This is a genomic window from Pseudomonas sp. CC6-YY-74 (assembly GCF_002025205.1).
Lineage (GTDB): Bacteria > Pseudomonadota > Gammaproteobacteria > Pseudomonadales > Pseudomonadaceae > Aquipseudomonas > Aquipseudomonas paeninsulae.
Genome location: NZ_CP019947.1, coordinates 1,866,246 through 1,892,157, shown reverse-complemented (window position 1 = coordinate 1,892,157; position 25,912 = coordinate 1,866,246). Strand labels below are relative to the sequence as shown.

Here is a 25,912-nt window from a genome sequence, read left to right as displayed (position 1 = left end):
GTGCCCACAAGAAGAATAATGGAGGCACCCATGCGTCGAGCAATCACTACAACCCTGGCCGCTCTGGCCCTGGCCGGAGCCGTCGAGGCCCAGGCCGGTACCTATACTCAAACCAAATACCCGATCGTGCTGGTGCACGGTGTCACCGGTTTCGACACCATCGGCGGCCTGATCAACTACTTTCACACCATCCCCTGGAACCTCGAGCGCGATGGCGCCAAGGTCTATGTCGCCAGCGTTTCTGCGCTGAACGACAGCGAGCAGCGCGGTGCAGCGCTGGCGCAACAGATAGTGGCCTGGGCCGGCGCCAACGGCGGCAAAGTCAACCTGATCGGCCACAGTCAAGGTTCGCCAACCTCGCGGGTCGCCGCTTCCTTGCGTCCGGATCTGGTTGCCTCTGTCACCTCCATTAATGGCGTCAACAAGGGTTCGAAGGTCGCCGACGTACTGCGCGGGGTGATTCCGCCCGACAGCGGTATCGAAGGTGGCGTCAATGCCTTGGCCAACGCCTTGGGTGCGGTGATCAATCTGCTATCGGGCAGCAGTAATCCACAAAGTGGTATCGATGCCCTGAAAACCCTGACCACCGCCGGCACCGCCGCGCTCAACAGCCGCCATCCGTGGGGGTGAACAACGCCAGCTACTGCGCCAAATCCACCGAAGTGCACAATGTGCGCGGCTACAACATCCGCTACTTCTCCTGGACCGGTGACTCCTCTTACACCAACATTTTCGACGCGGTCGACCCGTTCCTGGCCATCACCGGCCTGGCCTTCGGCAGCGAGAAAAACGACGGTCTGGTCGGGGTCTGCTCCACTTACCTGGGCCAGGTACTCGGCGACAGCTACCACATGAACCACGTCGATGCGATCAACCACCTGTTCGGTATCCGCGGCTGGACCGAGCCAGTGTCGCTGTATCGCCAGCATGCCAACCGCCTGAAGAACAAAGGCGTCTGATCGTTACCACGTTTGCGGGCTGGCCAAGACAGCCCGCCTTGGAGGTCGCATGCCCTTGCCCATCCGTTCCATCGCCTCGCTGACCGTGCTGGCTATAGTGGCCGCGGCCCTGACCCTTTACTGGCAATGGCCGGAGCCGATCGCGGCGCGGACCGATTCAGCCAGCCCGACTCAACCTGGCGCTCCAATCATTGCCAGCCCCTTGTTGCGTCAGCCGGCGCCCACTGCAGTCGAACAGGCCGCGCCAGCGGCGGTGCTGCCGAGTATGAGCGGTGCCGAGGTCGACGGTGAATTGAAGACCGACAGCGGCGGTAATCTGCAGCTTGATTTGGCGCTGCGTGACTACTTCGATTATTTCCTCAGCGCTGTCGACCAGAACGGGCTTGAGAGTTCGGTCGAGGCATTGCTGGCTGACGCTGGTGGACGCTTGCAGGAGCCAGCACTGGGCCAGTTGATCGGTCTGCTGGGTGATTATCTGGATTACAAACGCGCCAGCCTGGCGCTCATGCAACAGCCGCTGGACGCACAACAGCAAGCCCAGCCGCAAGCGCAGCTCGCGGTATTGCAGCAGGCTTTCGAGAGCATGGCTCAGCTACGCCGCAGCCACTTTTCACCGGGAGCGGTCGAGGCCTTGTTTGGTGCCGAAGAGGCCTATGCACGCTATACCCTTGACAGCCTGAGCGTACTCGCTCGCGATGATTTGAGCGAGCAGGGCAAGGCCGCTGCGCAGCAGGGCTTGCGCGAACAATTGCCTGCCGCCATGCGCGCCAGTGAGGAGCGCCAGAGCCAAGCCCTGGCGCAGCAAGCGCAAAGCGAGCGGCTGTGGCGTGAGGGGGCGAGCGAGGAACAGGTGCGCCAGTCATTGGCTTTGTCCTATGATCCGTCGACTGTCGAGCGTCTGCTGCTTGAGCAGCGCAACGAGCGCGACTGGCAGCAGCGCTACACGTCTTATCGCGAGCAACTGACCAGATTGCACAGCAATGGCCTGAGTCCGGCGGACCAGCAGCATGAACAGCAGCGATTGCGCCAGCGCTTGTTCAACGCCGCCGATCAACACCGAGTCGACACCTATGATGCGTTTGCCGCCAAACAGCAGAACAGCGAACCCGCCGAGCTTTAACTCCGGGTGGCGGCCCGAGCAGCCACTCGCGCAGTCGGGCGGGGTGCGATGAACCTGGAGCAGGAAGAACGCCTGCTGCTGGCACAACAGCGCCGTGGCTACCGGCGGTTGTGCTTTGTCCCTGAGCTGGAACAGGGCTTTGTCGAGCACCGGGTGCAGCGCATCGGCCGCCGCTTACTGTTGATTGTCAGCACCGCAATTGTCTTCCAGCTGATCTACGCCGCTCTCGACCTGCTGCTGATGCCGCTGGCGGTGAGCCTGTCGGTGGAGCCCTTGCGGGCGCTGGGCATCCTTGGGGTGCTGGCTGCTTTCGTCTACTGCCGGCGCCCGCAGAGTCCACCGCGCGCGGTGTTATTCGCCTACATCGGCGCCTACGCGCTGAACGGCGCTTGCGTGGCGGTGATCATTCACCTGTGCTGGGCCCAAGGTGTGGACATGCCCTACGATGGGCTGTTCCTGATCCTGTTGTTCGGCTATGTGCTGCTCGGTGTCTCGTTCCGCGCCGTGAGCCTGGCCGCCTGGGGCTTCTGCCTGCTGTTCCTGATGCTTGGCTTGATGTTGGTCGAACCGGGCAGCCTGTGGGCCTATCAGGGCCAGTTCCTGATTTGCGCCAACCTGATCGGCAGTGTCGGCGCCTACCTGCAGGAGCACGGTCAGCGCGGCGCCTGGCTCAACCTGCGCCTGCTCGATCTGGCCCGCCAGCGCGCCGAAGCGGATGACGCGCGCAAGCTGCGCCTGCTCGCCGCCGCCAGCCATGATCTGCGCCAGCCACTCAACGCCATGGGTCTTTATGCCCAGCACCTGCTCGAGCAGAGTCGGGAGCCGGATATTCGGCGGGTCAGTGCACGTCTGGCGACCTCGGTGGAACAACTCAGCCGCTTGCTGCAATCCATGCTGGACTACACCCGCCTGACCTTGCCCGGCGGGGTGCAGGCCAAGCTTGAAGTGTTCGCCTTGCGTCCTCTGCTCGAACGCTTGAGTGGCGAAACCCGCCGCGAAGCCGAATTGCAGGGGATCGCGTTCGACTTGCAATGCGCGGATTTATGGGTGCGCAGTGACCCGCTGCTGCTCGAACGGGTGCTGCGCAATCTGCTCAACAATGCCCTGCGCCATGCCCAGGCGCGGCGCGTGACGCTTAGCGTCGAGGAGGATGCTGACAGCGTGCTGCTGCACGTCGCCGACGACGGCCGGGGTCTCAGCCCGGCAGAGCAGGCCCAGATCTTCGAGGAGTTCCGTCAACTGGACAACCCTGGGCGCAATGCCGAGCGCGGCCTGGGCCTCGGCTTGGCCATCGTCCAGCAACTGGCCACGCTACTTGAGCACCCGTTGCAGCTGAACTCCACTCCGGGGCAGGGCGCCTGCTTCAGTTTGCGCCTGCCGCGCGCCACTGTGGGTGAGTGGCAGCCAGCCAAACCTGTCGGCGCAGCACTGCATGGGCGGGTCTTGCTGGTGGAGGACGATGCCGCCGGGCGCGAGGCGTTGTCCGGGCTGTTGCAGCGCTGGGGCTGCGAGGTTTGGGCCTGCGCCGATCTGCAGGCGGCCCTGGAATGCCTGGCCGAGGCGACGCCGCAGTTGTTGATCAGCGATTACCGCCTGGCCGCCAATGAAGATGGTCTGCGCGCCATCGAGCGCTTACGCGAAGAAGCCGGATGCATGTTGCCAGCCTTGCTGATCAGCGCCGATATCAGCCCCGCGTTGCAGGAACGCTGCATGCCCGCCCACGTGACCCTGCTCGGCAAACCCCTGTTGCCGGCGCGTTTGCGTCAGGCTTTGGCGGTGCTGTTGCCGGCACCCGAAAAGTCACCGAAACTGGGTGTCGGCAGCGAGTGAGGGGGTTTATTCAGGCCAGTACGCGTAGCGACGGTCGGGCGCCGATCCGTCGGGCGGCGAATCGTCGGCGGCTGCTGCGCGCTTGGAACAAACGCGACCGAAGCGTGCCCCTACAACCACCCCCGTTGGCGCGCAGTACTGACACAGGCGGTGCGGGTGTGCACGTCGAGTTCCTGAAACAGGGTCTTCAGGTGGGTTTTTATCGTGTCTTCGGATACGCCCAGTTGCCTGCTGATAGCCTTGTTCGGCAGGCCCTCAGCCAGTAGCAGGAGAATCTGCAATTGGCGGGGCGTGAGTTGGGGTTTTTCGCCGGCTCCTGGCGCCGGCAGGGTTTCCCCGAGCAACACGCGGGTCACCGCCTGGCGTAGATCGTCACTGTTGGCGCTTTTCGGGATAAAACCCAGGGCGCCAGCGGCCAGCGCCGCCTGAGCATCCAGGTTGGAGTCGCTGGCACTGAGAATCGCCACCGGGGTCATGCGCCCTTGCTGCTGCCAGCGCTGCAGCAATTCGAGGCCGGCGACGTCCGGCAGGCGCAAATCCAGCAGAATCAGATCGAAATCGTGCTGGCTCAGGCACGCCTCGGCTTCGGCGGCGTTCTGCGCGGTATGTATGTGCAGGTCTGGGCAAAGCGGGGCGAGGGCCAGGCTGAGGCCGTCGAGAAAGATCCGGTGGTCATCCACCAGCAACAGGCGGAGCTGTTTGGGTAAGGCAGTGCAGAGTATGGTCATGGCTGTCTCACGCGGCGTTTTCTTATGTTTATAGTCGCCGCGCGAGTTTAGCCTAAAGTGCTCGCTGAATTAGAAGCGGTAGGTCACTTGTGCACCTAAACCATGGGCGGTGTTCTTGTAGGTGGAGCGGTAGGCCCCTTTAGTCGAGCTGACATGGTTGATCTCGGTGTCGTCCTCCATCAGGTAGGAATAGGCGACATCGATGGTCATCTCGTCGTTCGGGCTCCAGCCGGCGCCCAGGCTGGCGATCGTGCGGTCGCCCGTGGGGATGCGTGGCGAGCGGTCGGCATTGTTGGTCGGCGACTGGTCGACGGCCAGGCCGGCGCGTAGCGTCCATTGCGGGTTCAGCTTATAAGCCGCGCCCACAGCATGGGCCCAGGTGTCATGCCAATTCTGCTCTTCGGTGATGGTGGTGAGATTGCCGGCGAGCAAACCGCCGACGCCCTGGTTGTCCACGCGAATCTCTTCCAGCTGGCTCCAGCGGGTCCAGGTGCTGCCGGCGTACAACGTCCAGTCGGCGTTGAGCTCATGGGTGATGGAGAGATCCACGGACTCGGGGGTAGTCAGCTCCAGCGAGGCGTCGTAGGTACCCGCCGATGAGCCGATCACAAAGCCGGGACCTGCCACTTCTGTCTCGCCCTTGAGGGTGTATTCGACCTTGGAGTGATAGGTCAGGCCGAAGCGGGTCTGGGCGTTCAGCTCAAATAGAACGCCGGCGTTATAGCCCAGCGCCAGGTCGTCGCCCTTGATCTTTACCTCGCCGTCGCCGGCACCCGTCAGCGGGTTGCGCAAGGCCGAGGTCAGTTCGCCGTCGATGCGGTTGATGGTCGGGCCAAAGCCGATCGACAGCTGGTCGTTGAAGCGGTAGCTGAGGGTCGGTTGCAGGGTCACTACGCGCACTTCGCTGCGGTCACCGTAATAGCGGCCCTGGAAGTTGTCTTCGTAGTCGGTGATCAGGCCGAAGGGCACGTACATGCCGAGGCCGAAGGTCCAGTTCTCGTCCAGCGGTTTGACGTAATAGCCCATGGGCGCACCGACCAACGGCACCATGTCGCCGTCGTTGCTGCCGGAGAAACTGCCGCTGGCATCGTCGATATCTGTTCTTGCATGGAGCAGGGCAACGCCGCCGCTAACCTGCTCGCGCTTCAGCCGCGACATGCCGGCCGGGTTGCCGAACACGGTGCTGGCATCCTCGGCGGACGATGAGCGGCCAGCAAAGGCGGTGCCCATGCTGCTGACGCTTTGTTCGTTGATGGCGAAGCCGCCGGCTAGGCTGTGACTGGACACTGCCGCAATGGCGAGGGCCAGGCTGGTTTTGAGGGCGTTGTTTTTCACAGGAGACTCCATCGGGGTAAAGCGAGGCGCAGAAATTAGCAGGCTTTGCAGTATCCGCCAAGTAACTGAAGCCCCCGGAATAGAGCGGTTTTGTCCTACAATTCAAGGCAGTGTTTGGGTATTTACAGTGATCGTTTGATTTTCGCGGTGGATTGTTTCGTGCTGTTCGCGAGCGTGTTGAGTGCGCTCAGGCAACTTGGCTGAAGTTACCGATGCAGCGCTGCCAGGCTTCGATGAAGTCATGCGGACGACCTTGTGGGTGAAATACTCGGTGCCAGACTCGGGCCAGGCCGAGCAGGTCGTCGGCGGCGGGCAATTCGTGCTGTTCTACCTCAACCAGCATCCAGGCGATGGCGGTGGCGTAACGCAAATTGACTGTCAGTTCCAGGTGCGGCGCCGCGAGAAAGGCGTGCTGGCTGGCCAGCCCGCGGATCTGGCTGGCCAGGTCTGGATCGAGCGCCAGGTAGTGATCCCAGAGCTGTTGGTGGCGCAGTTCGGCGATGCGGTAGAGGCCATGGCCGCCCTGAGCGTCCAGCGCCGAACCTAGCGCCGACTGGCAGGCCGCGGCGCCTAGCAGCAGGACTTCGGCAGCAGGTGAGTGACGCCCCAGATAGATCAGCGTGGGGCGTATGACGTGCTGGATTAACTCGCAGGCTGGAATTCCCATATAGCCCTCGCGAAAATGGCCGGTGGGGCCGGGACGCGTGGCAGCGTGTGGTGTTATTGAAAAGGCCCCACCGGAAGCGGGGTTAGCCGCTTGATTTGAAGTGTAGTGCGATCTTTCGCGTGTAAAAGACTGTTTTTAAATTGTTTTATGCTTTCGGTTATTACCTATATTCCTCTTGGTACTTAGCCAGCAGGCAGGCGGCAATCTGCCGGCATCGGTTTGGTTTTGCGAATTACCTGCTCAACTCGGCGATTGCCCACGCCGCCGGGCGCCGCACGGACCTGTGGGGCCGCGGCTGTTCTCGAACATGTTCCCGACATTATTCCTACTCCCCATCCATGGGCTCGCTGACGGGCGCGCGGCATTCCCCACTTCCCTGTGGAGCGCTCGACCGGGGCGATGCTTTGGCTGTTTGGACGGACTGCGTCCACTATCGCCGCGGGGCGCGCCTCCTGCAGGGATTGGCGCTGTGGGCTGTTCTTGTAGGAGGGCGACTTCGGCGCTTGCGGGTCAGCGGCCCACATCGTGCGGGCTCGCGTCTCCCGCATGAGCTCAGCGTTGCGCTTGCCCACGTCGCGGTGGCAATGGCTAGGTGCCGACTCGGGGGCGGAAGAAAGTACGTGGTCAGGTTGGCGGTTAACGATTACGTGTCTGCTCGTCGCCCACTGCCACAGGGCGGCTCGGGTCGGTGATCCACTCGCTCCAGGAGCCGGCATACAGTGGCGCCAGCGGGTAGCCGGCGAGGCACAGGGCGAACAGGTTGTGGCACGCGGTGACACCGGAGCCGCAGTAGGCCACCAGTTCGCTGGCCGGGCGTTCGCCAAGGTGCGCGGCGAAGCGCTGGCGCAGTTGGGCCGCCGGCAGGAAGTGTCCAGTGCTGTCCAGATTCTCGGTGAAGGCTGCGCACCGGGCGCCGGGGATATGTCCGGCAACCGGGTCGAGCGGCTCCACCTCGCCACGAAACCGCGGCAGGGCGCGGGCGTCGAGCAGGGTCAGCTGCGGATCGGCGAGGCGTTGTTGTAGCTGGCTGGCGTCGACCAGCAGGCTGCTATCGGCGTGTCCGTCGAAGTCGCCGGGTGCTGGCTGCGGCAGCGCTTGGCTCAGTTCGCCACCTGCCTCGCGCCAGGCCTGCAAACCACCGTCGAGCAAGTAGACGCCCTCGCGCTTGCCCAGCCAGGCCAGTAACCACCAGGCGCGTGCGGCGAAGGTGCCGGGGCCATCGTCGTACAGCACCACCGTGCTGTTGTCGTGCAAGCCCCATGCACGCAGGCGTGCCAGCAGTTGTGCGGGCTCCGGTAGCGGATGGCGGCCGCTGATACCCTTCTGGATCGGCCCGGACAGATCGCGCTCAAGATCGGCGAACTGGGCGCCGGTGATATGCCCATCGGCATAGCTGCGCTGGCCGTAGGCCGGGTCATCCAAGGCGAAGCGGCAGTCGAGGATGACCAACTCGAGTTGGTCAAGGCGGGCCTGGAGTTGATCGGTGCTGAGCAGTTGGGCAATGGGCATGGCGGGCGTCCTAGGTAATAGCAGGGTCGAGGCATGATAAACCGCAGCATGCACTATGCAGAATCTGATGCGGCAAGTCGCGAGTCCTGCCATAGGCCTGATATTGTCCTGCGTGGATACACGCGGAATGTTTAGCTGGCGGCTTGGGCTGAAGGCTTTCAGCCCTATTTTTGTTCGATTGGATGAGGTGCCTGTGCCCCCGCTGTTATCTGTTGTGGCTTTTACCTTACTGGCTGGCATTGCCATGCCGGTGGGGGCGGCGCTGGCCAGCGTCGAACGAATTCGACCGCGTTGGCTGGAGACCGAGTTCAGGCACAGTGTGGTCGCTTTCGGCGGTGGCGCGCTGCTGGCAGCGGTGGCGTTGGTCTTGGTGCCACAAGCGATTGGCGAATTGAGCCCCTTGCCGGTTGCCCTGTGGTTCTGTGCCGGCGGTGTCGCGTTCATGGGGCTGGATATTCTGCTGTATCGACTGAAAACCTCGGGCAGTCAGTTGTCCGCGATGCTGGCGGATTTTATTCCGGAGTCGCTGGCGTTGGGTGCTGCATTTGCACTCGGTGGCCGGGGCGCGGTTCTGCTGGCCGGTTTGATGGCGCTGCAGAACTTGCCGGAAGGCTTCAATGCCTATCGGGAATTACGCGCTTCGACGGACTATAGCCGCGCAAAAATACTGCTGACATTTACCGTCATGGCGCTGTTTGGGCCGCTGGCAGGCGTATCGGGTTATTTGTGGTTGGCGAATTTTCCGCAGTGGGTGGCGGCGATCATGCTGTTCGCCGCTGGCGGTATCCTCTACTCGGTGTTTCAAGACATCGCGCCCCAGGCCAAATTGAACAAGCATTGGGCTCCTGCCCTGGGGGCTTTGCTGGGGTTTATGCTGGGGATTATCGGGCACATGCTTACGGTGGTTTGAGGGCTGCTGTATCGTTCAGCCCCTTGCAAACCCACAGAATCATGAGACAGCCATGAAGCGCTTTGTACTGCTCGATACCGCCCAGATTCCCGATGGCTCGGGTGCGCTCTGCCTGTTCGAGTATGGCGAGGATTTCGTGATCAAGATCGCCGGTGGCGATGGCGGTCAACTGATGAACACGCGCATGCACGGCTCCGAAGATGCCCTGGCGGCGATCCCCTGCAAAAAAGTCGCCGGGCGCCCGGATTCGCGGGTATTGATCGGGGGCTGGGCATGGGCTTCACCCTGGCGGCGGCGCTGCAGAATCTGGGCAAGACCGCCGAAGTGGAGGTGGCCGAGCTGGTGCCGGGGGTGGTCGAGTGGAACCGCGGCCCGCTGGGGGCCAAGGCCGGCTACCCGCTGCTCGATCCGCGCACGCGGGTGGTGCAGGATGATGTGGCCAATTGCCTGAAGCCGGCGGATAAGCGCTATGACGCGATCATGCTGGATGTCGATAACGGCCCTGAGGGCCTGACCCAGAAGCGCAACAGTTGGTTGTATTCCGCGCAAGGGTTGCAGCGTTGTCACCAGGCGTTGCGCGCCAAGGGAGTGCTGGCCGTATGGTCGGCCAGTGCCGACAGCAAGTTCGCCGACAAGGTGCGCAAAGCCGGTTTCAAGGTCGAAGAGGTGCAGGTATTCGCCCATGGCAACAAGGGCGCCCGCCACACCATCTGGATGGCCGAAAAAATCGGCTGAATCCCTCCGCCTTTCAGTGCAGTTCGGCTGTAGCACTATTCACTGGGCTGCGAGTACACCCTGCGACAAGCAGGGTGTTGGGCCTGGGTTTCTCAGTGAATCTTCAGTCTGCCAATCCTGTCGTTATCCAGGCTGCCGAAGTACAGGTAATCACCCACCGGCTTGACCGAGGTGACCATGCGCAGGTGCGAGCCGCTGGTGTCGTGCAGGCTGCGGATGATTTCGCCTTGCTCGTTGATGGCGATGGCGAAGCCGTAGGGAATCGCCTTCGGCCAGAGTGCGCGCGGCAGCTTGGCCAGCTGCGCTTTCAGCCAGGGGTGGCGATGGAGGAAGTCGGCATCGGCCTTGCGCGGCGTCGGCAGGGCGACCCAGAAGGTGCCGGCGCGGTCACCTTGCAGGTTGTCCGGCAGACCCGGCAGGTTGTCGATGAACACATCGTGAGTACCGGCTTGCTCGCCTTTGAGCCAGTAGCGGGTGATGCGGTAACGGTAGGTTTCGTTGACCAGCACGAAGTCCTCGTTGGCCGACAACGCCACGCCGTTGGCGAAGTACAGGTCGTTGAGCAGTACACGGGTCTCGCCGCTGTGTGGGTTGTAGCTGAGCAGGCGGCCATGGGGGCGGGCTTCGAGCAGGTCGAGCAGATAGTCCGGCTGTTCGAAGCGCGAGGAAGCGTCGCTGAAATAGATGGTGCCGTTGCTGGCGATGTCCAGATCGTCGGTGAACTTGAACGGCACGCCTTCTGCTTCGGTTGTCAGTACCTTGATCTGCCCTTGGGGGTCGATGGACAGCAGGCCCTTGTAGGCGTCGGCGACGATCAGGTTGCCGGCGGCGTCGAAGTCCATGCCCAGCGGGCGGCCCCGGGTGTCGACAAAGGTCGCGACGCGGCCGTCGGCTTCGATGCGCACGATCCGCCCGTCATGCAGGCCCGCGTAGACCCGACCCCGGGCATCCACCGCGGTGTCTTCCGGGCCGTGCAGCTGACCACGACCAAGCAGTTCGGCCTTCATCAGGGTGTCGTTGGGTTCCAGCACGCCGGTCATGGCGGGGGCGGGCGGCGCTTCCCAGGCCAGTGGGTCGATGGGGCTGGGGGTGACGGCCAGATAGATCGCCATGGCGGCAATCAACAGGACGAGTAGGCCAAGCAGTTTCTTCATTGCGCTTATTCCTTGTGCCGAAGCGTGCGAGCGGCGGCCAGATTACACAGTAATTAGGCGGCGATGCGAGATTGGCCGGCGCTCAGGGCGTGCTGGGCACCAGGGACGGATCGCTCAGGCGCTCGTTCAGACGGTCGTAGACCAGGCGCACGCGCGCGGCTACCGGGCCACTTTGCGGGCGGTAGATGAACAGCTCCCAGGGCGGCGGTCGGTGTTCGTCGAGCAGGCTGAGCAAGGCGCCGCTACGCAGTGCCGGCAGCACCAGATAACTGGGCAATTGGCCGATCGCCAGCCCGGCCAGTACGGCGTCCAGCTCGACCTCCTGATCGTCGGTGGTGAAGCTCGGCTTGGCCGGTTGCAAGTGGCGGTCGCCCGCGAAATACCAGGGCCAGGGCCGGCCGCTGCTGCGGTCGACCAGGGCGCTGGTGGGCAGTTCGTGCAGGGCGTCGAGGCTGGTCGGGGTGCCGCTGCTGGCCAGCAGTTCCGGGCTGGCGACGACGAACATTGGGATAGGTGCGACAGCGCGGGCAATGTAGCGACGGTCGCGGATAAAACCGATGCGCACGCCGATGTCTATTTGAGCATCCACGGCATCGGTCATGGCGTCCGACAGGCGCAGATCGAAGTCGATCTGCGGGTATTCGTTCATCAATTCGCCCAGCACCGGCATGACGAAACGCCGCCCCACGGCCTGCGGGGCGGTGATGCGTACTCGCCCCGCCAGGTCGTTGACCGGTTGCTGAGCGTTGCGTTGGAACAGTTGATCGAAACTGCTCAGGGTTTGCTGCGCCTGGTCGGCCAATTGGGCGCCGAACGCGGTGATCTGCACCTGGCGGGTGCTGCGGTGAAACAGCAGTTCGCCGAACAGTTCCTCCAGCTCCTTGATCGCCCGCGTCACGCTTTGCGGGGAGACCCCGAGGCGGCTGGCGGCTTCGCGGAAGCTGCTGGTGTGCGCGGCGACGGTGAAGATACGCAGCATTTCCATTCGATTGAGCACGTGATGGGCCTTGTTGGGTGAGTGGCGAAGTGTCGGATCAGCTATTCCATTATATGGAATTGCAAAATCCTGACTATTCCATTAACCGGATTACCAGCGCCATGCATACTTTGGCCATGTTGGTTCTTGTGCAAACGCCAGAGAGGAAATCTCCATGAGCAACAATATTATCGACAAAGTAATTGTGATTACCGGGGCCAGCAGCGGCCTTGGCGAAACCACCGCCCGTCACCTGGCAGCCCTTGGCGCCTCGGTGGTGCTGGGTGCGCGGCGTCAGGAAAACCTCGACAGGATTGTCAACGAAATCACCGCAGCAGGCGGCAAGGCAGTCGCTTTTGCTACCGATGTCACCGTGGCAAGTGATGTCAATGCACTGATTCAGGGTGCGCTCGACACCTTTGGCCGCATCGATGTGCTGGTCAATAACGCCGGGTTGATGGCTATCGCGCCGATGAGCCAGGGGCGTACCGATGAGTGGGAGCGGATGATCGACATCAACATCAAGGGCGTGCTCTACGGCATCGCCGCTGCCTTGCCGCACATGCAGAAGCAGGAGAGCGGGCACATCATCAATATCTCTTCGGTGGCGGGGATCAAGGTGTTTGCCCCGGGCGGCACCGTGTACAGCGGCACTAAATATGCCGTGCGGGCGATCACCGAAGGCCTGCGCATGGAAGTGGGCGCCAAGATCCGCACCACCATCATCTCCCCCGGTGCGGTGGACTCGGAACTCAAGCACGGCAGCTCCGACGAAGCGTCGAGCAAGGCGGTCAAGGATTTCTATCAGATGGCCATCCCGTCTGACTCGGTAGCTCGCGCCATTGCCTACGCCATCGAGCAGCCGGCCGAGGTGGAAATCAATGAAGTGGTGCTGCGCCCGACCGCTCAGGACTTCTGATCCGGGACGCAATACCCGGCAAAGGGCCGGGGCGATATATACTGCGCGGCATTCTTCATGGGAGAGCCGCGTGGCTATTGATATTCACTGGATTCGTGACAACGCCAGCCTGGCCCAGCACTGCGCCAGCTGGCGCAGCCTGCCATTCGTGGCGGTCGACACCGAATTTATGCGGGTCGACACCTTTTATCCGATCGCCGGCCTGCTGCAGGTCAGCGAAGGCGAGCACGCCTACCTGATCGATCCGCTGCTGATCGACGACTGGGCGCCGTTCAGCGCATTGCTGCAAGACCCGGCCGTGGTCAAGGTGCTGCATGCCTGCAGCGAGGACCTGGAAGTCTTCCTGCGCCTGACCGGTAGCCTGCCAGCGGCCTTGTTCGACACCCAGCTGGCCGCCGCCTACCTCAACCTCGGCTTCTCCATGGGCTATTCGCGCCTGGTGCTGGCGGTGCTGAACATCGAGCTGCCCAAGGGCGAAACTCGCTCGGACTGGCTGCAGCGCCCGCTCACCGAGACCCAGATCAGCTACGCCGCCGAGGACGTGCTGCACCTGGCCGAGGTCTATACCCTGTTGCAGCAACAGCTGACGGCCGAGAAAAAGGCCTGGGTCTTGGAGGACGGCGCTGAGCTAGTGGCCAACCTGGGCCGTGAAGTCGCCCCGGAACTTGTCTACCGCGAGGCCAAGCTGGCCTGGAAACTGTCCCGCGCGCAGTTGGCAGTGCTGCGCGAGCTCTGCACCTGGCGCGAGCGCGAGGCGCGGGCGCGCAATCAGCCGCGCAACCGCATCATCCGCGAGCATTCGCTGTGGCCGTTGGCCCGCACCCAGCCGGACAACCTGGTGGCGCTGGCGCGGATCGAAGACATGCACCCGAAAACCGTGCGTCAGGACGGCGAGTTCCTGCTCCAGCTGATCAAGCACGCCGCTGCCACGCCGCCGGCCGATTGGCCCGAGGCGTTGCCCGAGCCGTTGCCGCTGGAAGCCGCGACCTTGTTGAAGAAGCTGCGCGCCCTCGGTCAGCGCGAAGGCGAACGGCTGAACATCGCCCCGGAGCTGATGCTACGCAAGAAAACCCTCGAAGCCCTGCTGAAAACCGGCTACCCCAACGGCCCTTACCAGTTGCCGGACACGCTACGCGGCTGGCGTCGTGAATTGATGGGCCAGGCACTGCTCGATTGCCTAGCCAGTGAAGGAGAATCCGCGTGAAACGCATCTGTTCAATCTACAAAAGCCCGCGCAAGAACGAGATGTACCTCTACGTGCTGAAAAGCGATGCGCTGGAGCGGGTGCCGGAAAGCCTGCTGGCGGCGTTCGGCCCGCCGACCCTGGCCTTCAGCATGGTGCTCACGCCGGAGCGCAAGCTGGCTCGCGAGGACATTCACGCCGTGCTGGAAAACCTCGAGAAGCAGGGCTACCACCTGCAGATGCCGCCGCCGGAAGATGAATACATCGAACACCTGCCGGACGAGTTGCTACGCCGCAACGACCCGATTTGACCGCCATGCGCGTCCTGATCGGCGAAGCCGAACATGCCCGCTATGCCGACCTGTTACACCAGGCGGCACCCGAGCTTGAGCTGTTCGGCAGCGCCGACCCGCTCGAGTTGGCGCAGTGGGCCGGCAGTTGTCCGCTCTGGCTCGGCCAGCCGGATCTGCTTGCCGCCTTGCTGCGTCAGGGGCACCAGCCGCAGTGGCTGCAATCGACCTGGGCCGGCATCACGCCGTTGCTGGCCGGCGATCTGCCGCACGATTATCAGTTGAGTCGTGCGGTCGGCATCTTTGGCCAGGTGATGGCCGAGTACGTGCTGTGTCACCTGCTGGCCCACGAGCGCCAGTTGTTTGCCCGCCTGGCCGCCCAGGTCGAGCAGCATTGGGACAACCGCCTGCCGCAGAGTTTGGCCGGACGCCGTGCGCTGATCGTCGGCAGCGGCGATATCGGCCAGAGCGTGGCAGGCTTTCTCGCCCCATTCGGCATCGAGCTGTACGGCGTGGCCAGTCGCGCGCGCGCTCTAGCGCCTTTTCACGAAGTCGCCGGACTCGATCAGCTGCCGCGCCTGGCCAGCCAGGCCGATTACCTGATCAACCTGTTGCCGGACACCCCGGCCACCCGTGATATCTACGACGCTGCGCTGTTCGCCCGGCTCAAACCCGACGCGCTGCTGATCAACGCCGGGCGCGGAGTGGCGGTGGTCGATGCCGACCTGGTCGCGGCGCTGCAGCAGGGCCAATTGGCCGGCGCGGTGATCGATGTCTGCCGCCAGGAGCCGCTGCCCGCTGGGCATCCGTTCTGGACCGCGCCGCGCCTGTTGCTCACCGGGCACAGCTCCGCGCCCACCGAGCCACGGCTGCTGGTGCAGTTGTTCGTCGACAATCTGCAGCGTTATCAAGTCGGCAGCCAACTGCGCGGCGCCGTGGATTTTGCCCGCGGTTATTGAGTCCTGCGCATGGGTGTCTTCCCCGGATTGCCCACGTCGCCAAAGGCATCGCGCCGGGGTCACGGAACGCCGCCCGGACCCTCCTACAAAAGCAGCAAACACCGCTATGCCTGTAGGAGGCGCGCCCCGCGGCGATAGCGGACAACGTCCGCTATGGAATTGCGGTCAGCCTTGCCGCGAGATCGTGCCTCCATCAGGCGTTGATTTGCTTGCCATTCGGCCCGCCGGCCTTGGCCGCTTGCGAGGTGCGCGCTAGACTGCCGGCCTTTTCGCCAGACACCGTACCCTCGCCATGGCCGCCAAAGTCGAACCCTTCTGGAAACGCAAAACCCTCGAGCAACTCGATCAGGACGAGTGGGAGTCGCTGTGCGATGGCTGCGGCCTGTGCTGCCTGCAAAAACTCGAGGATGACGAAGACGGCAGCGTCTATTACACGCGTATCGCCTGCACGCTGCTCGACCTTAAGACCTGCCGCTGCACGGACTACAGCAATCGCCGAAAGACCGTGCCCGATTGCATCCAGCTCACCCCGGCCCAGGCCGACCAGTTCCAGTGGCTGCCGCCAACCTGCGCCTATCGCCTGGTCAGCGAAGGCAAGGATCTGCTGTTGTGGCATCACCTGGTCTGCGGCGATCCGGAGCAGGTGCACCAGCAGCGCATTTCCCAGTCCGGGCGCATGCTCAGCGAAAACAGCGTGGCCGACGACGATTGGGAAGAACACCTGATTTTCCGCGCCGGCTGAGACAGGGTGCGCATTAACCAGCTATAACGATCAGCTTGCATTGAATTGCACGGCCCATAGCCGGTCTACCCAATGCACTGACCCGTCCCGCAAGGAAATGCCCATCATGATGATTCGCCGTAGCTTGTTGTCCGCCTTACTGCTGAGCCTGTGCACACCGCTCTGGGCGGCGCAGAAGGTCGACCTGGATTACCACGTGCGTTTTCTGCCCGAGAGCGATCAGGCCGAAGTCAGCCTGACCCTGGGGGACGGCGAGCGCGTAAGCAGTCTGACGTTCAATCTGGGTGATGAGGGTAACTACAGCGATTTCAGTGGCGACGGCGAGTGGAGCCAGGAAAGCCCCGAACGTGGGGTCTGGCAGCCAGGTAAAGGCGTGGCGAAGCTGACCTACCGGGTGCGGATCAGTCACCCGCGGGAAGATGGCCGTTTCGATGCGCGCATGACCGAAGACTGGGCCTTGCTACGCGGCGACAACCTGGTGCCCAGCGCCCGGTTGCGTCAGCAGAACAAGACCGAGCTGGTCGCGCGCCTGCAGTTCGAGCTGCCCAAGGGCTGGCGCGGCGTCGAGACCGGTTGGCCGAAAATCGGCAAGGACAAATTCCGCATCGACAACCCGCAGCGCAAGTTCGATCGCCCGACCGGCTGGATCGTCGCCGGCAAGATAGGGACACGCCGCGCCCAGCTTGGCCAGACCGACGTGACCATCGCCGCGCCGGTTGGCGAGGGCATGCGCCGCATGGATATTCTCACTCTGTTGACCTTCGTCTGGAAGGAAGCCCAGGCGGTGTTCCCGCGTGACCCGGCCAAGCTGCTAATCGTTGGTGCTGGCGACCCGATGTGGCGTGGCGGCCTGTCGGCACCTAATTCCTATTACATGCACGCTGATCGTCCGCTGGTCAGCGAGAACGGCACCAGCGCACTGGTGCACGAGCTGGTGCATGTATTCAGCCGCATCCAGTCGCGCGACCGTAGCGACTGGATCACCGAGGGGCTGGCCGAGTATTACGCCATCGAACTGGTTCGCCGCGCGGGTGGCTTGAGCGAAGAACGCTACCAGAAAGTCCGCGAGCAGCTGGTTGACTGGAGCGATCCGGTGAAGAGCCTGCGTGGCAAGAGTGCCAGCGGCCCGGTGACTGCGCGCGCGGTACTGTTGCTGCAGGAGCTGGATCGGGAAATTCGTCAGAAGACCAAGGGCAGTACTGAGCCACGCTCGCTGGACGACGTGACCCGCGGCTTGATGCGCCTGGACAAGGCCAGCACCAAGGACTTTATCGAGATCAGCGAGAACGTGATGGGCGGGGCTTCCAAGGTGCTCGACAGCAAACTGCTGAAGTAGCGCCTGCGCAGGTGGGCGCAGGGTGGGCTTCTCTGTCGGCCTGCCGCTCGCGCGCCCCGGCTTCGCTCGGGGCGTTTAGAACTTGGGCCCGGACTTGGTGTTGTTGCCCTTGGCCATGCGGTCGTAGAGCACCACATTGACCGTGGCGGCGAGGTTCATGCAGCCCTGGGTGGGGATGTAGATCACATCCTCGCACCAGGCGCGTATCTCCTTGTTCAGGGAGCCGTCTTCCGGGCCGAAGATATAGATCGCCCGATCCGGGTGGGTGTACTGCGGCAGCGGTCGTGCGCCTTCGACCAACTCGACGGCGACCGGTGTGCAGCCCAGCGGGATGATCTTCTGCAGATCATCGATACCGATCAGCGGAATATCCTGGAACACCTTCTTGGTGTCGGTGACGAAGTCGCGGGCATGCTCATAGCGTGTGCCGGTGTAGAACACCGAGGCGGCGCCATAGCAACCGGCGGCACGCATCACCGCACCGACGTTCTCCGGGATTTCGGGTTGAATAAACCGATGCAGCTGTATCGTTTTTTCGCCACGAAGCAGGACCTTTACGCAAAAGGCGGCAGTATAAGGCCTGGAGGCATTGCTGCCATGGCAATCGGATAAAGCTCCACGCCGGGGTTAATTGGATTACGGGATTGATGGGCCGACCGCCGATACCCATCACAAATCACCCGGCTGGCAGATGCGTGAGGTGCCGCCGCCTCAGCGGTTGTGAAAATATCGAACGCCGCCGCGAGGCCGCCTCCAGGTGTTCGCGGCGAGGCGCCGCGCCGTACTGCGCTGCGTTTCGCTCCAAGCGAAGGGCAGTCCGGGCGGCGATCCGTTCGCAGCAGAACGTAGGGCGGCCCGGGCGGCGATCCGTTCGGAGCGAAGCGACCGCCCGCCGAATGTGTGGCGTGCCGCTGATCGACGGTGCACTGCCTGCGGCGAGTGACCGCCTACGGAGCGCTCAAGGTATTCGGCGCAGCGGGCGTTTGGAGGCGGTCGCAGTAGGCGAGCGTTATTTCACAAGCGCTCAGCCTTTGCTTTTCAGCAGGGCGGCCAGGTCGGCGAAGGCCTTGTGGCTGGATTTCGGCCCCTGCGGGCTGGCGGTCGAACCCTCGCTGAAGTACTGCTGGTCGGTGTAGCGCGCGTGTTCGTTATCGTGGCAATACAGGCACAGCAATTCCCAGTTGGAACCGTCTTGCGGGTTGTTGTCGTGGTTGTGATCGCGGTGGTGCACGGTCAACTCGCTCAGGCGCTTGCCGGCAAACTCCCGGGCGCAACGGCCGCAGACATGCGGGTACATCTTCAGGGCTTTATCCCGGTAGCCTTCTTCGCGACTGCGCTGGGCATCGGCGAGAATGCGATCGAGCTTGGCGGTAGGCGAGGGTAATTTGTCCGTACTCATGGCTTGTCTCGTGGCTAACTACTAATGCCGACAGTGTAGCCCTGCCGATGGTCGACGAAAACAACCGGGCGGGCACTTATCGGCTTTGCGCACAGCCCAATGCCCAAGAGTCTTGCGAAATAGAGGTGAATGATGCGATTGGCGAGCGTGCTACTGCTGAGTCTGACTGTCCTGTGCGGCACCGCGATTCAGGCGCGGGACTATCCCGCGTCGCCGCCGCGGGAGCGACCTGTCGGCTCACCCGGCACCGCCACGCCGCAACCCTTCACCCAGCCGCTGCCGCGCAACCTGCCGACTCCGGCGCCGAATAATCCACTCTTGCTCAACGACGGTACGGGCTACAAGGCCAATCCATCTGGCGGTTCCCTGGCTCCAGCAGATGGCGAGTTACCGCTGCTGCAGCAGCAGCTCCAGCGCAACAGTCAGGGTTTGCCGGGCAGCCACAAGCACGCCGACTGAACTCGCCAACCAACCTCGGTAAAGCGCAAAATTGCGCGGCTGAAGCGGATCGTCGGCCGACGGATCGCCGCTCGGCCGCTTCTACGGAGTGGGGTGTTACAGGCTAAGGGGATCGCCAGTCGTAGGGTGGATGACGCCTAGCTCTCATCGCTCGGATTGCGCCAGGGCTTATCCGGGCGTTCCCTTGGGACTCCCTGGTTCCTACGAGCACAAGACCGTTAAGTCTGCCTAGATCTGATGCTCGACCAACTGCCCGTCGACCATGCGCAAGCGCCTGGACATGGCCACGGCGATGGCGCGGATGACCTGGGCGGCGGACTTTGGGGCCTCGTGCAGCATCTTCTCCAGCGAGTCCTTGGCCAGGATCAACAAGCTGCAGTCACTGACGGCGATGCAACTGGCCGAGCGTCTTTCGCCGTCCAATACCGCCATTTCGCCGAAGGCGCGACCCTTGCGCAGCTTGGCGATCTCGACTTTTTCGCCGCTGGAGTTGGTCTTGCGGATCGACACCGCGCCGAAGTGGATGATGCACATGAAGGTGCCGGCATCGCCCTCGTGGCAGATGATGGCATCCGGCTGATATCGGCTGATGTTGAAGTAGCCAGCCGCGCTGAGTACTTCGCTGGGCTGCAGGCTGTTGAACAGGCCGCAGTCGAGCAGCATGTCGCGAATTTCATCGATCAAGTAAGAGCTGTCTGGCATGGATGCTCTGCTGCGTCTGGCCGGTATAAGGGTGACGTTAGCCGGCCAGCCCAGGATTGCCAACTGCCGCTTGCGCGAAGCTGTGAATGGGCGCGCAGTCGGGTATCTTTTTTCAGCTCAACTTGAACACCTTGAGCAGGAAGGCGTACTCCAGCGCCACGTCCCTGAGTGCCTGATAACGTCCGCTCATGCCGCCATGGCCGGCGTCGAGGTCGGTCTTGAGCAGCAACAGGTGGCTATCGGTCTTGTTCGCCCGCAGCTTAGCCACCCATTTGGCCGCCTCCCAATACTGCACGCGGCTGTCGTTGTAGCCGGCCACGGCGAGGATGGCCGGATAGGCCTGGGCCTGGACGTTCTCGTAGGGCGCATAGCCCTTGATCCGCTCGAACACCTCGGGCTCATGCGGGTCGCCCCATTCGTCGTACTCGGTGACGGTCAGCGGCAGGTCGGGGTTCTGCATGGTATTGAGTACGTCGACGAAGGGCACTTCGGCGATGGCGGCGGCGAACAGTTCGGGCCGCTGATTGAGCACTGCGCCGATCAGCAGGCCACCGGCGCTGCCGCCGCTGATAGCGAGTTGAGCCGCAGTGGTGTAGCCGCTGGCGATCAGGTGTTCGGCACAGGCGATGAAGTCGCTGAAGCTGTTGTGCTTGTGCTCCAGCTTGCCGGCGCGATACCAGGCTTCGCCCAACTCGCCGCCGCCGCGCACGTGGGCGATGGCAAAGACGAAACCGCGCTCCAGCAGGCTCAGGCGCGCGTGGGAGAACCAGGGGTCGAGGCTTTCGCCATAGGCACCATAGCCATAGAGGTAGAGTGGGGCGGTGACCTGGCCAAGCACCTCGCGCTTGGCCACCAGGCTGATGGGCACCTGGGTGCCGTCCGCTGCGGTGGCCCAGAGCCGCTGGCTGACATAATCGTCGGCGTCGAACGGGCCCAGCACCGGGGTTTCCTTGAGTACCAGCTGTGCGCCATCGGCGAGCGTGAGCTGGCGGATCTGCGCCGGCCGGTTGAGCGCCTCGTAGCGCAGGCGAATCACCGGGCTGGCGAATTCCAGGGTGTCCTGTACGTACAGGCTGTAGGCCGCATCCGGTAGGTCAACGCGGTAGGCTGGCTGAGCCTGGGCATGCACCTCGATGATCGGCAGGCCACCCTCGCGCAGGCTGAGGATCAGCGCGCTGTCGTTGAGACTGACGCCTTCGAGCATCACCTGCGGGTCATGGCCGCGCAGTTCGCTCCAGTGCTCGCGGGTCGGCGTCTGCGCGGCGGCGCTGCTTTGCTTCACGCAGTACAGGGCGAAGTTGATTCCGCTCTGGTTGCTGCGGATCAACCAGGCCCAGTCGCCATCGACCTTGCCGTGGTCGGCGTAATATTCGTGGCCTTCCTCGCGCGGCGCCAGGCAGCTGAACGCGGCGTCCGGCGTATCGGCATCCAGGATCCAGGCCTCGCTGGTGGTCTTGCTATTAAGCAGCAGCACCAGTTGGCGTTCGGAGCTGGTGCGATAGCAGTTGAGAAAGAAACGCCCGTCAGTCTCGTGGAACACCTGCTCGGCCGAGTCGCTGCCGAGACGATGGCGGTACAGCTTGTGCGGGCGATGGCAGTCGTCCAGCTCGCCGAAGAACAAGGTCTGGTTGTCGTTGGCCCAGGTCATGCTGCCGTCGCAATCGGCGAAGGGCAGTTGGCTGACCGCACCAGTGGCCAGTTCCTTGACGAACAGCTGGTAAACCTCTTCGCCGCTGGTGTCCAGGCTATAGGCCAGGCGCTGGTGATCCTGACTGACGCTGAAGGCACCCAGCGAGATAAAACCGCCATCTGCCAGAGCGTTGGGGTCGAGCAGCAATTGCTCGACACTTTCATCGACGTCGAGCGAGCCATCGGCCGGACGCGGGCAGCGGTAGTGGCGCGGGTATTCGTCGCCGGCGGTGGTGCGCTGGTAATACAGCCAGGGGCCCCAGGGCGAAGGCAGCGACAGGTCGGTCTCGCGGATACGGCCCTTGATTTCCTGAAACAGCGCCTCGCGCAACTCGCGTTGCTCGGCCAGTTCGGCCTCCAGGTAGGTGTTTTCCACCTTGAGATACTCGAGCACCTCCTCGGCGTCGCGCTTCTCCAGCCAGCTATAAGGGTCGGCAGCGTTCTCGGTGCGGGCGATGGGGGCTTGCGGCATCTGGTAACTCCAATTCTGTACGGTCTGCAGCTAGCAGCCTGTCGGACCACGGAAAAGCCGTTATCATATGCCGCACTGCGTCAGCAGGCCGTTGAAAAATGCCGCCTTCACTCGCTGCGGTTGCCAACGGCCCAGCCCCGTCATGCTCAGAGATCCGCGTTTTATGACCGAGAACGACTATTTACTTGCCTGGGGCGCCTATGCCGTGGCTGCCCTGGGTTGCCTGTTGGTGTGGTTCCGCTTGACCCGCTGGATGTGGCGTTATCTGCGTGAGCCCCTGCGTTTGCTGGCAGCGGTGCTGCTGTTCAGTCCGACCGTCGTCGATCCGTCCAATGAAGAGGTGCTCGCCCCGGCGATTGCCATCACCGCGCTGGATCTGTTGTTTGATGTGGGAAACAGCATCTGGCGCGCAGTGGCTGATCTGTCCATGTACGGTCTGATTGCATTCGCCCTGTATGTGTTGTTCGTGGCCATTCGCTGGCCCCTGGCGCGCTGGTGGAAGAATCGCCGTGGTCCGCAACCGGAGCCGGATGATGAGAACGCACCGACCCTGCGCGAGATCATGCAACGTGAGGATGGCGACTATGCCGATACGCGTTATGACCAGGGTAGCAAGGGACGTGCACGGGTCGAACCGCGACTTTGAGCGGATTCCCCGCGGCTTAATGACTGGCCATGCCCGGCTCCTATAGATCTACGGATCTTGGGGGCAAGACTGTAGGATGGCGCGGGCCGCGTAGGATGAGCGTAGCGATACCCATCAGGGGGCCGCAGGTTCACCGCCATGCTGGGTCACGCCGTGTAGAACATGCGGTCTTGCCTAACATCACCTGGGCGGCTAATCCATCCTACGGGCTTGTAGTCGCTCTCGCGACGGCGTTGGATAGTTTCATAACCTCTGAGTCGAGAGTTTTAACCATGTGTGAATTGCTCGGCATGAGTGCCAATGTGCCCACCGATATCGTCTTCAGCTTTACCGGGCTGATGCGCCGCGGCGGCGACACCGGGCCGCACCGCGACGGCTGGGGTATCGGGTTCTATGAAGGGCGCGGTCTGCGCCTGTTCCAGGATCCGCGCGCCAGTAGCGAATCGGAAGTGGCGCAACTGGTGCAGCGCTACCCGATCAAGAGCGAGGTGGTGATCGGGCATATTCGCCAGGCCAATGTCGGCAAGGTCTGCCTGGCCAATACCCACCCATTCGTGCGCGAGTTGTGGGGGCGTAACTGGTGTTTCGCACACAACGGCCAGTTGGCGGGTTTTTCACCGACGCCGAGCTTCTATCGACCGGTTGGCGACACCGACAGCGAGGCGGCTTTTTGTGGTTTGCTCAATGGTCTGCGCCGCGACTTCCCGGAGCCGGTGGCGGTGGAGCTGTTCCTGCCCAGCCTGGTCGCTGCCTGTGCGGCCTATCGCCAGTACGGCGTGTTCAACTGCCTGCTCAGCGATGGCGACTGGTTATTCAGCTTTTGCTCGACCAAGCTGGCACATATCACCCGGCGTGCGCCTTTTGGCCCGGCACAGTTGAAAGATGCCGATGTGCGGGTGGATTTCCAGGCCGAAACCACGCCCGCCGATGTGGTCACGGTGCTGGCCACCGAGCCTTTGACCGATAACGAATGCTGGAACCTGTATCGTCCCGGCGAATGGCGGCTGTGGCGGCGCGGCGAGTGTGTGGCTCAGGGCTTGACCGACTGAGCGGTGGCTAACTTGAAATCAGGGGAGGGGCGATGTTCAGAAGCTATCTACGCTTGGCGCTGTTTGCTTTGGGCCTGCTGGTCGGCGTACAGGTGCCGGGGTTTATCGCGGATTACAGCAAGCGTGTCGACGCGCACCGGCTGGAGTCCGAGCAGAGCCTGACGGGTTTCCGTGAGACTGCCAGGCGCTTTTTTCAGGGTGATTTGCAGGCGTTGGTGACCCACTATCAGGCCAGTGATGACCCGGTTATGCGCAGTGACGCGCAGAGCGTGGGGTATCTGGTCGATCGCGCCAGTTTCCTCGAGTTGGAATGGCAGGCCATGCAAGGGACGTGGTACGGCCAGGTCTGGCATCTTGCGACGGCCGCCGATCGCGAGCTGATGGACGAAACCTACAGAGCCTACCGTTACCAAGTGCTGCTGGCTCCACAAGCCATCGCCTGGGGCCTGGTGTGTGCCTTGCTGCTGGCCTGGCTGGTGGAAAGCCTGCTGCTGATGGTTGGTTTGTTGCTCGGTGGCGGTCGTAGCCAAAAGGTGCAGCAGCGGCATTGGCGTTAGTGGCGGCGAAATGCCAAGGCCGGAGTCCATATTCGGATAAGCCCTGGCACAATCCACGAGCGGTTTGGCCGGTGATGAACGCCCCTGGATTTTATCCGGCTACACCGTGCACCTTGCGTCTTCAGCGGCAGTGGACGCAGAGCGTCCGGGCTGCATGCCCACGCAGAGAGCGGAAGTGGTATGTGTCCGGTGTTTACAGCGAACAACTCCGCGCCTCGCTGCCTACCGGCTTCAATAACCTAGAACCAGTTCCGGGCCAAGGTAGCTATTGGCCCGATTGATATCGTCATCGCCGAGTAGACCCACTGCCGCTGCCAGCTGGAGGCGTGAGACCAGATAGCGCAGTTTGGCCTCCAGTAGATCGCGGCGTGCGATGAACACCTGCTCCTCGGCGTTGAGGATGTCGACGTTGGTGCTGGCACCGGCGAGAAAGCCTTTCTTCGCCGAGTCCTGAGCCCGCTCACTCGACATCACGGCATTTTCCAGGGCCTTGATGCGCGCCTGGCCGCTTTGCACGCCACGAAACTGGCGGGCCGTAGACGAGTACACCTCCTCACGCGTGGCATTCAAATCTTCGCTGGATTGCTCGCGACTGGCCACCGCCTGGCGCACTCTGGCGCTGGTTGCACCTCCGGCGAACAGCGGCATATTGAATTCCAAGCCGATCGAGGAATAGCGATTCTGCTGGTTGATGGTCGAGATCGAATCACTCTGACTATCGGTGTAACCCAGCACCAGGTCGAGGGTCGGCCAATGCCCGCTTTTGGCCCGGTTGACTTCTTCTTCGGCCACTCTTTGGCTGTAGTCTCGCGCCCGCAGTGCGGGATTATTTGCCTTGGCCTTGTTCATCCACGTTTGCAAGTCGTTGGGATGCAGGGGAGGGGTGGGGAAGTCGCGACGCAAGGTGGCGACATGTTGCGGTACCTCTCCGAGCATCTCCTCCAGCAGGCGTAGCGCGATCAGCATGTTGTCTTGCGCTTCGATCAGTTCGGCCTGGGCCAGATCACGCCGCGCGGCTGACTGATAGACGTCGGTGATAGTGCCATCGCCGAGTTTGAAGCGGCGATCCGACGCCGCTACTTGCTGCTCGAAGGCCTTCAGCTTGGCATTCGCTAAGTCGATGGTTTCACGCGTCAGCAGGACATCGAAATAACGGGTGGCCAAGCGTACGGCGACGTTCTGCGTCTTGGCATCGAAGACGGCTTCGCTGTAATCGGCGCGCTGTTTGCCCTGGCGGTACTCGGCGAGCTTCTGTCGATTGAACAGCGGTTGACGCAGCTGCACCGCGAGGTTTTCCGAGTCATAGTTCAGGTCGCGCTCGGGTAGCCCCGTTTGTTCCTGGGTGCCGTTGACCTTATTTTTACTGGCGCTGGCTTTGATCTGTGGCAGTAAGCCTGCTCGTCCAAGGGCGCGGTTCTCCAGGCCGGCATCGCGTTCGTGGACCGCAGAACGGTAGGTCGGCCCTTGCAGTTGCAGGGTTTCCCAGGCCTGCTGAAGGTCAAGAGCCGCTATCGGCAGGCTGGCCAGACCAGCCAGGCACGCGAGAACTAAACGGATCGTGATGCCATGACTTCTTGAGGTCACTGT

Annotated in this window: 24 protein-coding genes and 3 pseudogenes; 15 read left to right on the top strand and 12 right to left on the bottom strand. The window is 62.8% G+C overall.

What is annotated here, in order from left to right:
- Positions 1 to 30 precede the first annotated feature (30 nt).
- The 3 genes and pseudogenes from B2D37_RS08640 (at position 31) to B2D37_RS08630 (ending at position 3,909) form a co-directional block, all read left to right on the top strand.
- Positions 31 to 959, top strand: a pseudogene (locus B2D37_RS08640) (esterase/lipase family protein).
- 49 nt (positions 960 to 1,008) lie between these two features.
- On the top strand, positions 1,009 to 2,079 hold the full coding sequence (locus tag B2D37_RS08635; RefSeq protein ID WP_079202308.1) for a lipase secretion chaperone: 1,071 nt from the start codon (positions 1,009 to 1,011) through the stop codon (positions 2,077 to 2,079).
- A gap of 48 nt (positions 2,080 to 2,127) precedes the next feature.
- Positions 2,128 to 3,909: a hybrid sensor histidine kinase/response regulator gene (locus B2D37_RS08630; protein WP_079202307.1), complete on the top strand. Its 1,782-nt coding sequence runs from the start codon at positions 2,128 to 2,130 to the stop codon at positions 3,907 to 3,909.
- 110 nt (positions 3,910 to 4,019) lie between these two features.
- Here B2D37_RS08630 and B2D37_RS08625 read toward each other — a convergent pair whose 3' ends face one another.
- The 4 genes from B2D37_RS08625 to B2D37_RS08610 all read right to left on the bottom strand — a co-directional run bounded on the left by B2D37_RS08625 (position 4,020) and on the right by B2D37_RS08610 (position 8,148).
- Positions 4,020 to 4,637, bottom strand: a complete 618-nt coding sequence (locus tag B2D37_RS08625) for a response regulator (RefSeq protein ID WP_079202306.1) — start codon at positions 4,635 to 4,637, stop codon at positions 4,020 to 4,022.
- Positions 4,638 to 4,706: 69 nt separating this feature from the next.
- Complete coding sequence (locus tag B2D37_RS08620; protein ID WP_079202305.1) at positions 4,707 to 5,984, bottom strand: outer membrane protein transport protein; 1,278 nt, start codon at positions 5,982 to 5,984, stop codon at positions 4,707 to 4,709.
- Positions 5,985 to 6,159: 175 nt separating this feature from the next.
- Positions 6,160 to 6,639, bottom strand: a complete 480-nt coding sequence (locus tag B2D37_RS08615) for a hypothetical protein (RefSeq protein WP_079202304.1) — start codon at positions 6,637 to 6,639, stop codon at positions 6,160 to 6,162.
- Positions 6,640 to 7,275: 636 nt separating this feature from the next.
- Complete coding sequence (locus B2D37_RS08610; protein WP_079202303.1) at positions 7,276 to 8,148, bottom strand: sulfurtransferase; 873 nt, start codon at positions 8,146 to 8,148, stop codon at positions 7,276 to 7,278.
- 55 nt (positions 8,149 to 8,203) lie between these two features.
- On the opposite strand from B2D37_RS08610, the gene B2D37_RS08605 reads away from it, so the two are divergent.
- Positions 8,204 to 9,058, top strand: coding sequence for a ZIP family metal transporter (locus B2D37_RS08605; protein WP_218190381.1), 855 nt, complete (start codon positions 8,204 to 8,206; stop codon positions 9,056 to 9,058).
- On the opposite strand, the gene B2D37_RS23600 is transcribed toward B2D37_RS08605, so the two are convergent.
- Positions 9,045 to 9,227, bottom strand: coding sequence for a hypothetical protein (locus tag B2D37_RS23600; RefSeq protein ID WP_256573221.1), 183 nt, complete (start codon positions 9,225 to 9,227; stop codon positions 9,045 to 9,047). The genes B2D37_RS08605 and B2D37_RS23600 overlap by 14 nt on opposite strands.
- Between B2D37_RS23600 and B2D37_RS08600 the strand changes: the two are divergent.
- A pseudogene (locus B2D37_RS08600) lies at positions 9,144 to 9,793 on the top strand (MnmC family methyltransferase). The gene B2D37_RS23600 and the pseudogene B2D37_RS08600 overlap by 84 nt on opposite strands.
- A 92-nt stretch (positions 9,794 to 9,885) precedes the next feature.
- Here B2D37_RS08600 and B2D37_RS08595 read toward each other — a convergent pair.
- Together B2D37_RS08595 and B2D37_RS08590 are read right to left on the bottom strand one after the other, a co-directional pair.
- A complete protein-coding gene (locus B2D37_RS08595) occupies positions 9,886 to 10,947 on the bottom strand; it encodes an SMP-30/gluconolactonase/LRE family protein (RefSeq protein WP_079202302.1) in 1,062 nt (353 codons plus the stop codon).
- Between the two features lie 82 nt (positions 10,948 to 11,029).
- Positions 11,030 to 11,944, bottom strand: coding sequence for a LysR family transcriptional regulator (locus B2D37_RS08590; protein WP_079202301.1), 915 nt, complete (start codon positions 11,942 to 11,944; stop codon positions 11,030 to 11,032).
- 154 nt (positions 11,945 to 12,098) lie between these two features.
- Between B2D37_RS08590 and B2D37_RS08585 the strand changes: the two genes are divergently transcribed.
- The 6 genes from B2D37_RS08585 to B2D37_RS08560 all read left to right on the top strand — a co-directional run bounded on the left by B2D37_RS08585 (position 12,099) and on the right by B2D37_RS08560 (position 17,352).
- Positions 12,099 to 12,842 (top strand): SDR family oxidoreductase, encoded by a 744-nt coding sequence (locus B2D37_RS08585; protein ID WP_079202300.1) that lies wholly within the window; start codon positions 12,099 to 12,101, stop codon positions 12,840 to 12,842.
- A 70-nt stretch (positions 12,843 to 12,912) separates the two neighbouring features.
- Positions 12,913 to 14,046 carry a ribonuclease D gene (rnd, locus tag B2D37_RS08580; protein WP_079202299.1) on the top strand — a complete coding sequence of 378 codons (1,134 nt, stop codon included), beginning with the start codon at positions 12,913 to 12,915 and terminating at the stop codon, positions 14,044 to 14,046.
- Positions 14,043 to 14,336 carry a YcgL domain-containing protein gene (locus B2D37_RS08575; RefSeq protein ID WP_079202298.1) on the top strand — a complete coding sequence of 98 codons (294 nt, stop codon included), beginning with the start codon at positions 14,043 to 14,045 and terminating at the stop codon, positions 14,334 to 14,336. Before rnd ends, B2D37_RS08575 begins: the two co-directional genes overlap by 4 nt.
- Before the next feature lie 5 nt (positions 14,337 to 14,341).
- Positions 14,342 to 15,274, top strand: a complete 933-nt coding sequence (locus B2D37_RS08570) for a D-2-hydroxyacid dehydrogenase (protein WP_079202297.1) — start codon at positions 14,342 to 14,344, stop codon at positions 15,272 to 15,274.
- A gap of 292 nt (positions 15,275 to 15,566) precedes the next feature.
- The gene (locus B2D37_RS08565; protein WP_079202296.1) at positions 15,567 to 16,016 is read left to right on the top strand and encodes a YcgN family cysteine cluster protein; all 450 of its coding nucleotides are present in this window, start codon (positions 15,567 to 15,569) and stop codon (positions 16,014 to 16,016) included.
- Between the two features lie 106 nt (positions 16,017 to 16,122).
- Complete coding sequence (locus B2D37_RS08560; RefSeq protein WP_079202295.1) at positions 16,123 to 17,352, top strand: hypothetical protein; 1,230 nt, start codon at positions 16,123 to 16,125, stop codon at positions 17,350 to 17,352.
- A gap of 75 nt (positions 17,353 to 17,427) precedes the next feature.
- Here the strand turns inward: B2D37_RS08560 and B2D37_RS08555 are convergent.
- A pseudogene (locus B2D37_RS08555) lies at positions 17,428 to 17,894 on the bottom strand (RNA methyltransferase).
- A 482-nt stretch (positions 17,895 to 18,376) separates the two neighbouring features.
- On the bottom strand, positions 18,377 to 18,751 hold the full coding sequence (locus B2D37_RS08550; RefSeq protein WP_079202294.1) for a YajD family HNH nuclease: 375 nt from the start codon (positions 18,749 to 18,751) through the stop codon (positions 18,377 to 18,379).
- Between the two features lie 129 nt (positions 18,752 to 18,880).
- On the opposite strand from B2D37_RS08550, the gene B2D37_RS08545 reads away from it, so the two are divergent.
- A complete protein-coding gene (locus B2D37_RS08545; RefSeq protein WP_154067067.1) occupies positions 18,881 to 19,210 on the top strand; it encodes a hypothetical protein in 330 nt (109 codons plus the stop codon).
- Between the two features lie 228 nt (positions 19,211 to 19,438).
- Here the strand turns inward: B2D37_RS08545 and B2D37_RS08540 are convergent, their stop codons facing one another.
- Positions 19,439 to 19,912, bottom strand: coding sequence for a cyclic nucleotide-binding domain-containing protein (locus B2D37_RS08540; RefSeq protein WP_079202292.1), 474 nt, complete (start codon positions 19,910 to 19,912; stop codon positions 19,439 to 19,441).
- 112 nt (positions 19,913 to 20,024) lie between these two features.
- Positions 20,025 to 22,073 carry a S9 family peptidase gene (locus B2D37_RS08535; protein WP_079202291.1) on the bottom strand — a complete coding sequence of 683 codons (2,049 nt, stop codon included), beginning with the start codon at positions 22,071 to 22,073 and terminating at the stop codon, positions 20,025 to 20,027.
- Positions 22,074 to 22,236: 163 nt separating this feature from the next.
- On the opposite strand from B2D37_RS08535, the gene B2D37_RS08530 reads away from it, so the two are divergent.
- The 3 genes from B2D37_RS08530 (at position 22,237) to B2D37_RS08520 (ending at position 24,325) form a co-directional block, all read left to right on the top strand.
- Positions 22,237 to 22,719 carry an MFS transporter gene (locus B2D37_RS08530; RefSeq protein ID WP_079202290.1) on the top strand — a complete coding sequence of 161 codons (483 nt, stop codon included), beginning with the start codon at positions 22,237 to 22,239 and terminating at the stop codon, positions 22,717 to 22,719.
- Between the two features lie 272 nt (positions 22,720 to 22,991).
- Complete coding sequence (locus B2D37_RS08525) at positions 22,992 to 23,768, top strand: class II glutamine amidotransferase (protein WP_079202289.1); 777 nt, start codon at positions 22,992 to 22,994, stop codon at positions 23,766 to 23,768.
- A 32-nt stretch (positions 23,769 to 23,800) separates the two neighbouring features.
- Positions 23,801 to 24,325 (top strand): DUF2937 family protein, encoded by a 525-nt coding sequence (locus B2D37_RS08520; protein WP_079202288.1) that lies wholly within the window; start codon positions 23,801 to 23,803, stop codon positions 24,323 to 24,325.
- A 231-nt stretch (positions 24,326 to 24,556) separates the two neighbouring features.
- On the opposite strand, the gene B2D37_RS08515 is transcribed toward B2D37_RS08520, so the two are convergent.
- Positions 24,557 to 25,909 carry a TolC family outer membrane protein gene (locus B2D37_RS08515; protein ID WP_371915435.1) on the bottom strand — a complete coding sequence of 451 codons (1,353 nt, stop codon included), beginning with the start codon at positions 25,907 to 25,909 and terminating at the stop codon, positions 24,557 to 24,559.
- Between the last annotated feature and the right edge of the window lie 3 nt (positions 25,910 to 25,912).

What these genes read in the sequence shown, in the direction of transcription:
- B2D37_RS08635 (WP_079202308.1), top strand. Translation starts at nt 1,009, where the DNA reads ATGCCCTTGCCCATCCGTTCCATCGCCTCGCTGACCGTGCTGGCTATA.
- B2D37_RS08630 (WP_079202307.1), top strand. Translation starts at nt 2,128, where the DNA reads ATGAACCTGGAGCAGGAAGAACGCCTGCTGCTGGCACAACAGCGCCGT.
- B2D37_RS08625 (WP_079202306.1), bottom strand. Translation starts at nt 4,637, where the DNA reads ATGACCATACTCTGCACTGCCTTACCCAAACAGCTCCGCCTGTTGCTG.
- B2D37_RS08620 (WP_079202305.1), bottom strand. Translation starts at nt 5,984, where the DNA reads ATGGAGTCTCCTGTGAAAAACAACGCCCTCAAAACCAGCCTGGCCCTC.
- B2D37_RS08615 (WP_079202304.1), bottom strand. Translation starts at nt 6,639, where the DNA reads ATGGGAATTCCAGCCTGCGAGTTAATCCAGCACGTCATACGCCCCACG.
- B2D37_RS08610 (WP_079202303.1), bottom strand. Translation starts at nt 8,148, where the DNA reads ATGCCCATTGCCCAACTGCTCAGCACCGATCAACTCCAGGCCCGCCTT.
- B2D37_RS08605 (WP_218190381.1), top strand. Translation starts at nt 8,204, where the DNA reads ATGCAGAATCTGATGCGGCAAGTCGCGAGTCCTGCCATAGGCCTGATA.
- B2D37_RS08595 (WP_079202302.1), bottom strand. Translation starts at nt 10,947, where the DNA reads ATGAAGAAACTGCTTGGCCTACTCGTCCTGTTGATTGCCGCCATGGCG.
- B2D37_RS08585 (WP_079202300.1), top strand. Translation starts at nt 12,099, where the DNA reads ATGAGCAACAATATTATCGACAAAGTAATTGTGATTACCGGGGCCAGC.
- B2D37_RS08570 (WP_079202297.1), top strand. Translation starts at nt 14,342, where the DNA reads ATGCGCGTCCTGATCGGCGAAGCCGAACATGCCCGCTATGCCGACCTG.
- B2D37_RS08565 (WP_079202296.1), top strand. Translation starts at nt 15,567, where the DNA reads ATGGCCGCCAAAGTCGAACCCTTCTGGAAACGCAAAACCCTCGAGCAA.
- B2D37_RS08560 (WP_079202295.1), top strand. Translation starts at nt 16,123, where the DNA reads ATGATGATTCGCCGTAGCTTGTTGTCCGCCTTACTGCTGAGCCTGTGC.
- B2D37_RS08550 (WP_079202294.1), bottom strand. Translation starts at nt 18,751, where the DNA reads ATGAGTACGGACAAATTACCCTCGCCTACCGCCAAGCTCGATCGCATT.
- B2D37_RS08545 (WP_154067067.1), top strand. Translation starts at nt 18,881, where the DNA reads ATGATGCGATTGGCGAGCGTGCTACTGCTGAGTCTGACTGTCCTGTGC.
- B2D37_RS08540 (WP_079202292.1), bottom strand. Translation starts at nt 19,912, where the DNA reads ATGCCAGACAGCTCTTACTTGATCGATGAAATTCGCGACATGCTGCTC.
- B2D37_RS08535 (WP_079202291.1), bottom strand. Translation starts at nt 22,073, where the DNA reads ATGCCGCAAGCCCCCATCGCCCGCACCGAGAACGCTGCCGACCCTTAT.
- B2D37_RS08530 (WP_079202290.1), top strand. Translation starts at nt 22,237, where the DNA reads ATGACCGAGAACGACTATTTACTTGCCTGGGGCGCCTATGCCGTGGCT.
- B2D37_RS08525 (WP_079202289.1), top strand. Translation starts at nt 22,992, where the DNA reads ATGTGTGAATTGCTCGGCATGAGTGCCAATGTGCCCACCGATATCGTC.
- B2D37_RS08520 (WP_079202288.1), top strand. Translation starts at nt 23,801, where the DNA reads ATGTTCAGAAGCTATCTACGCTTGGCGCTGTTTGCTTTGGGCCTGCTG.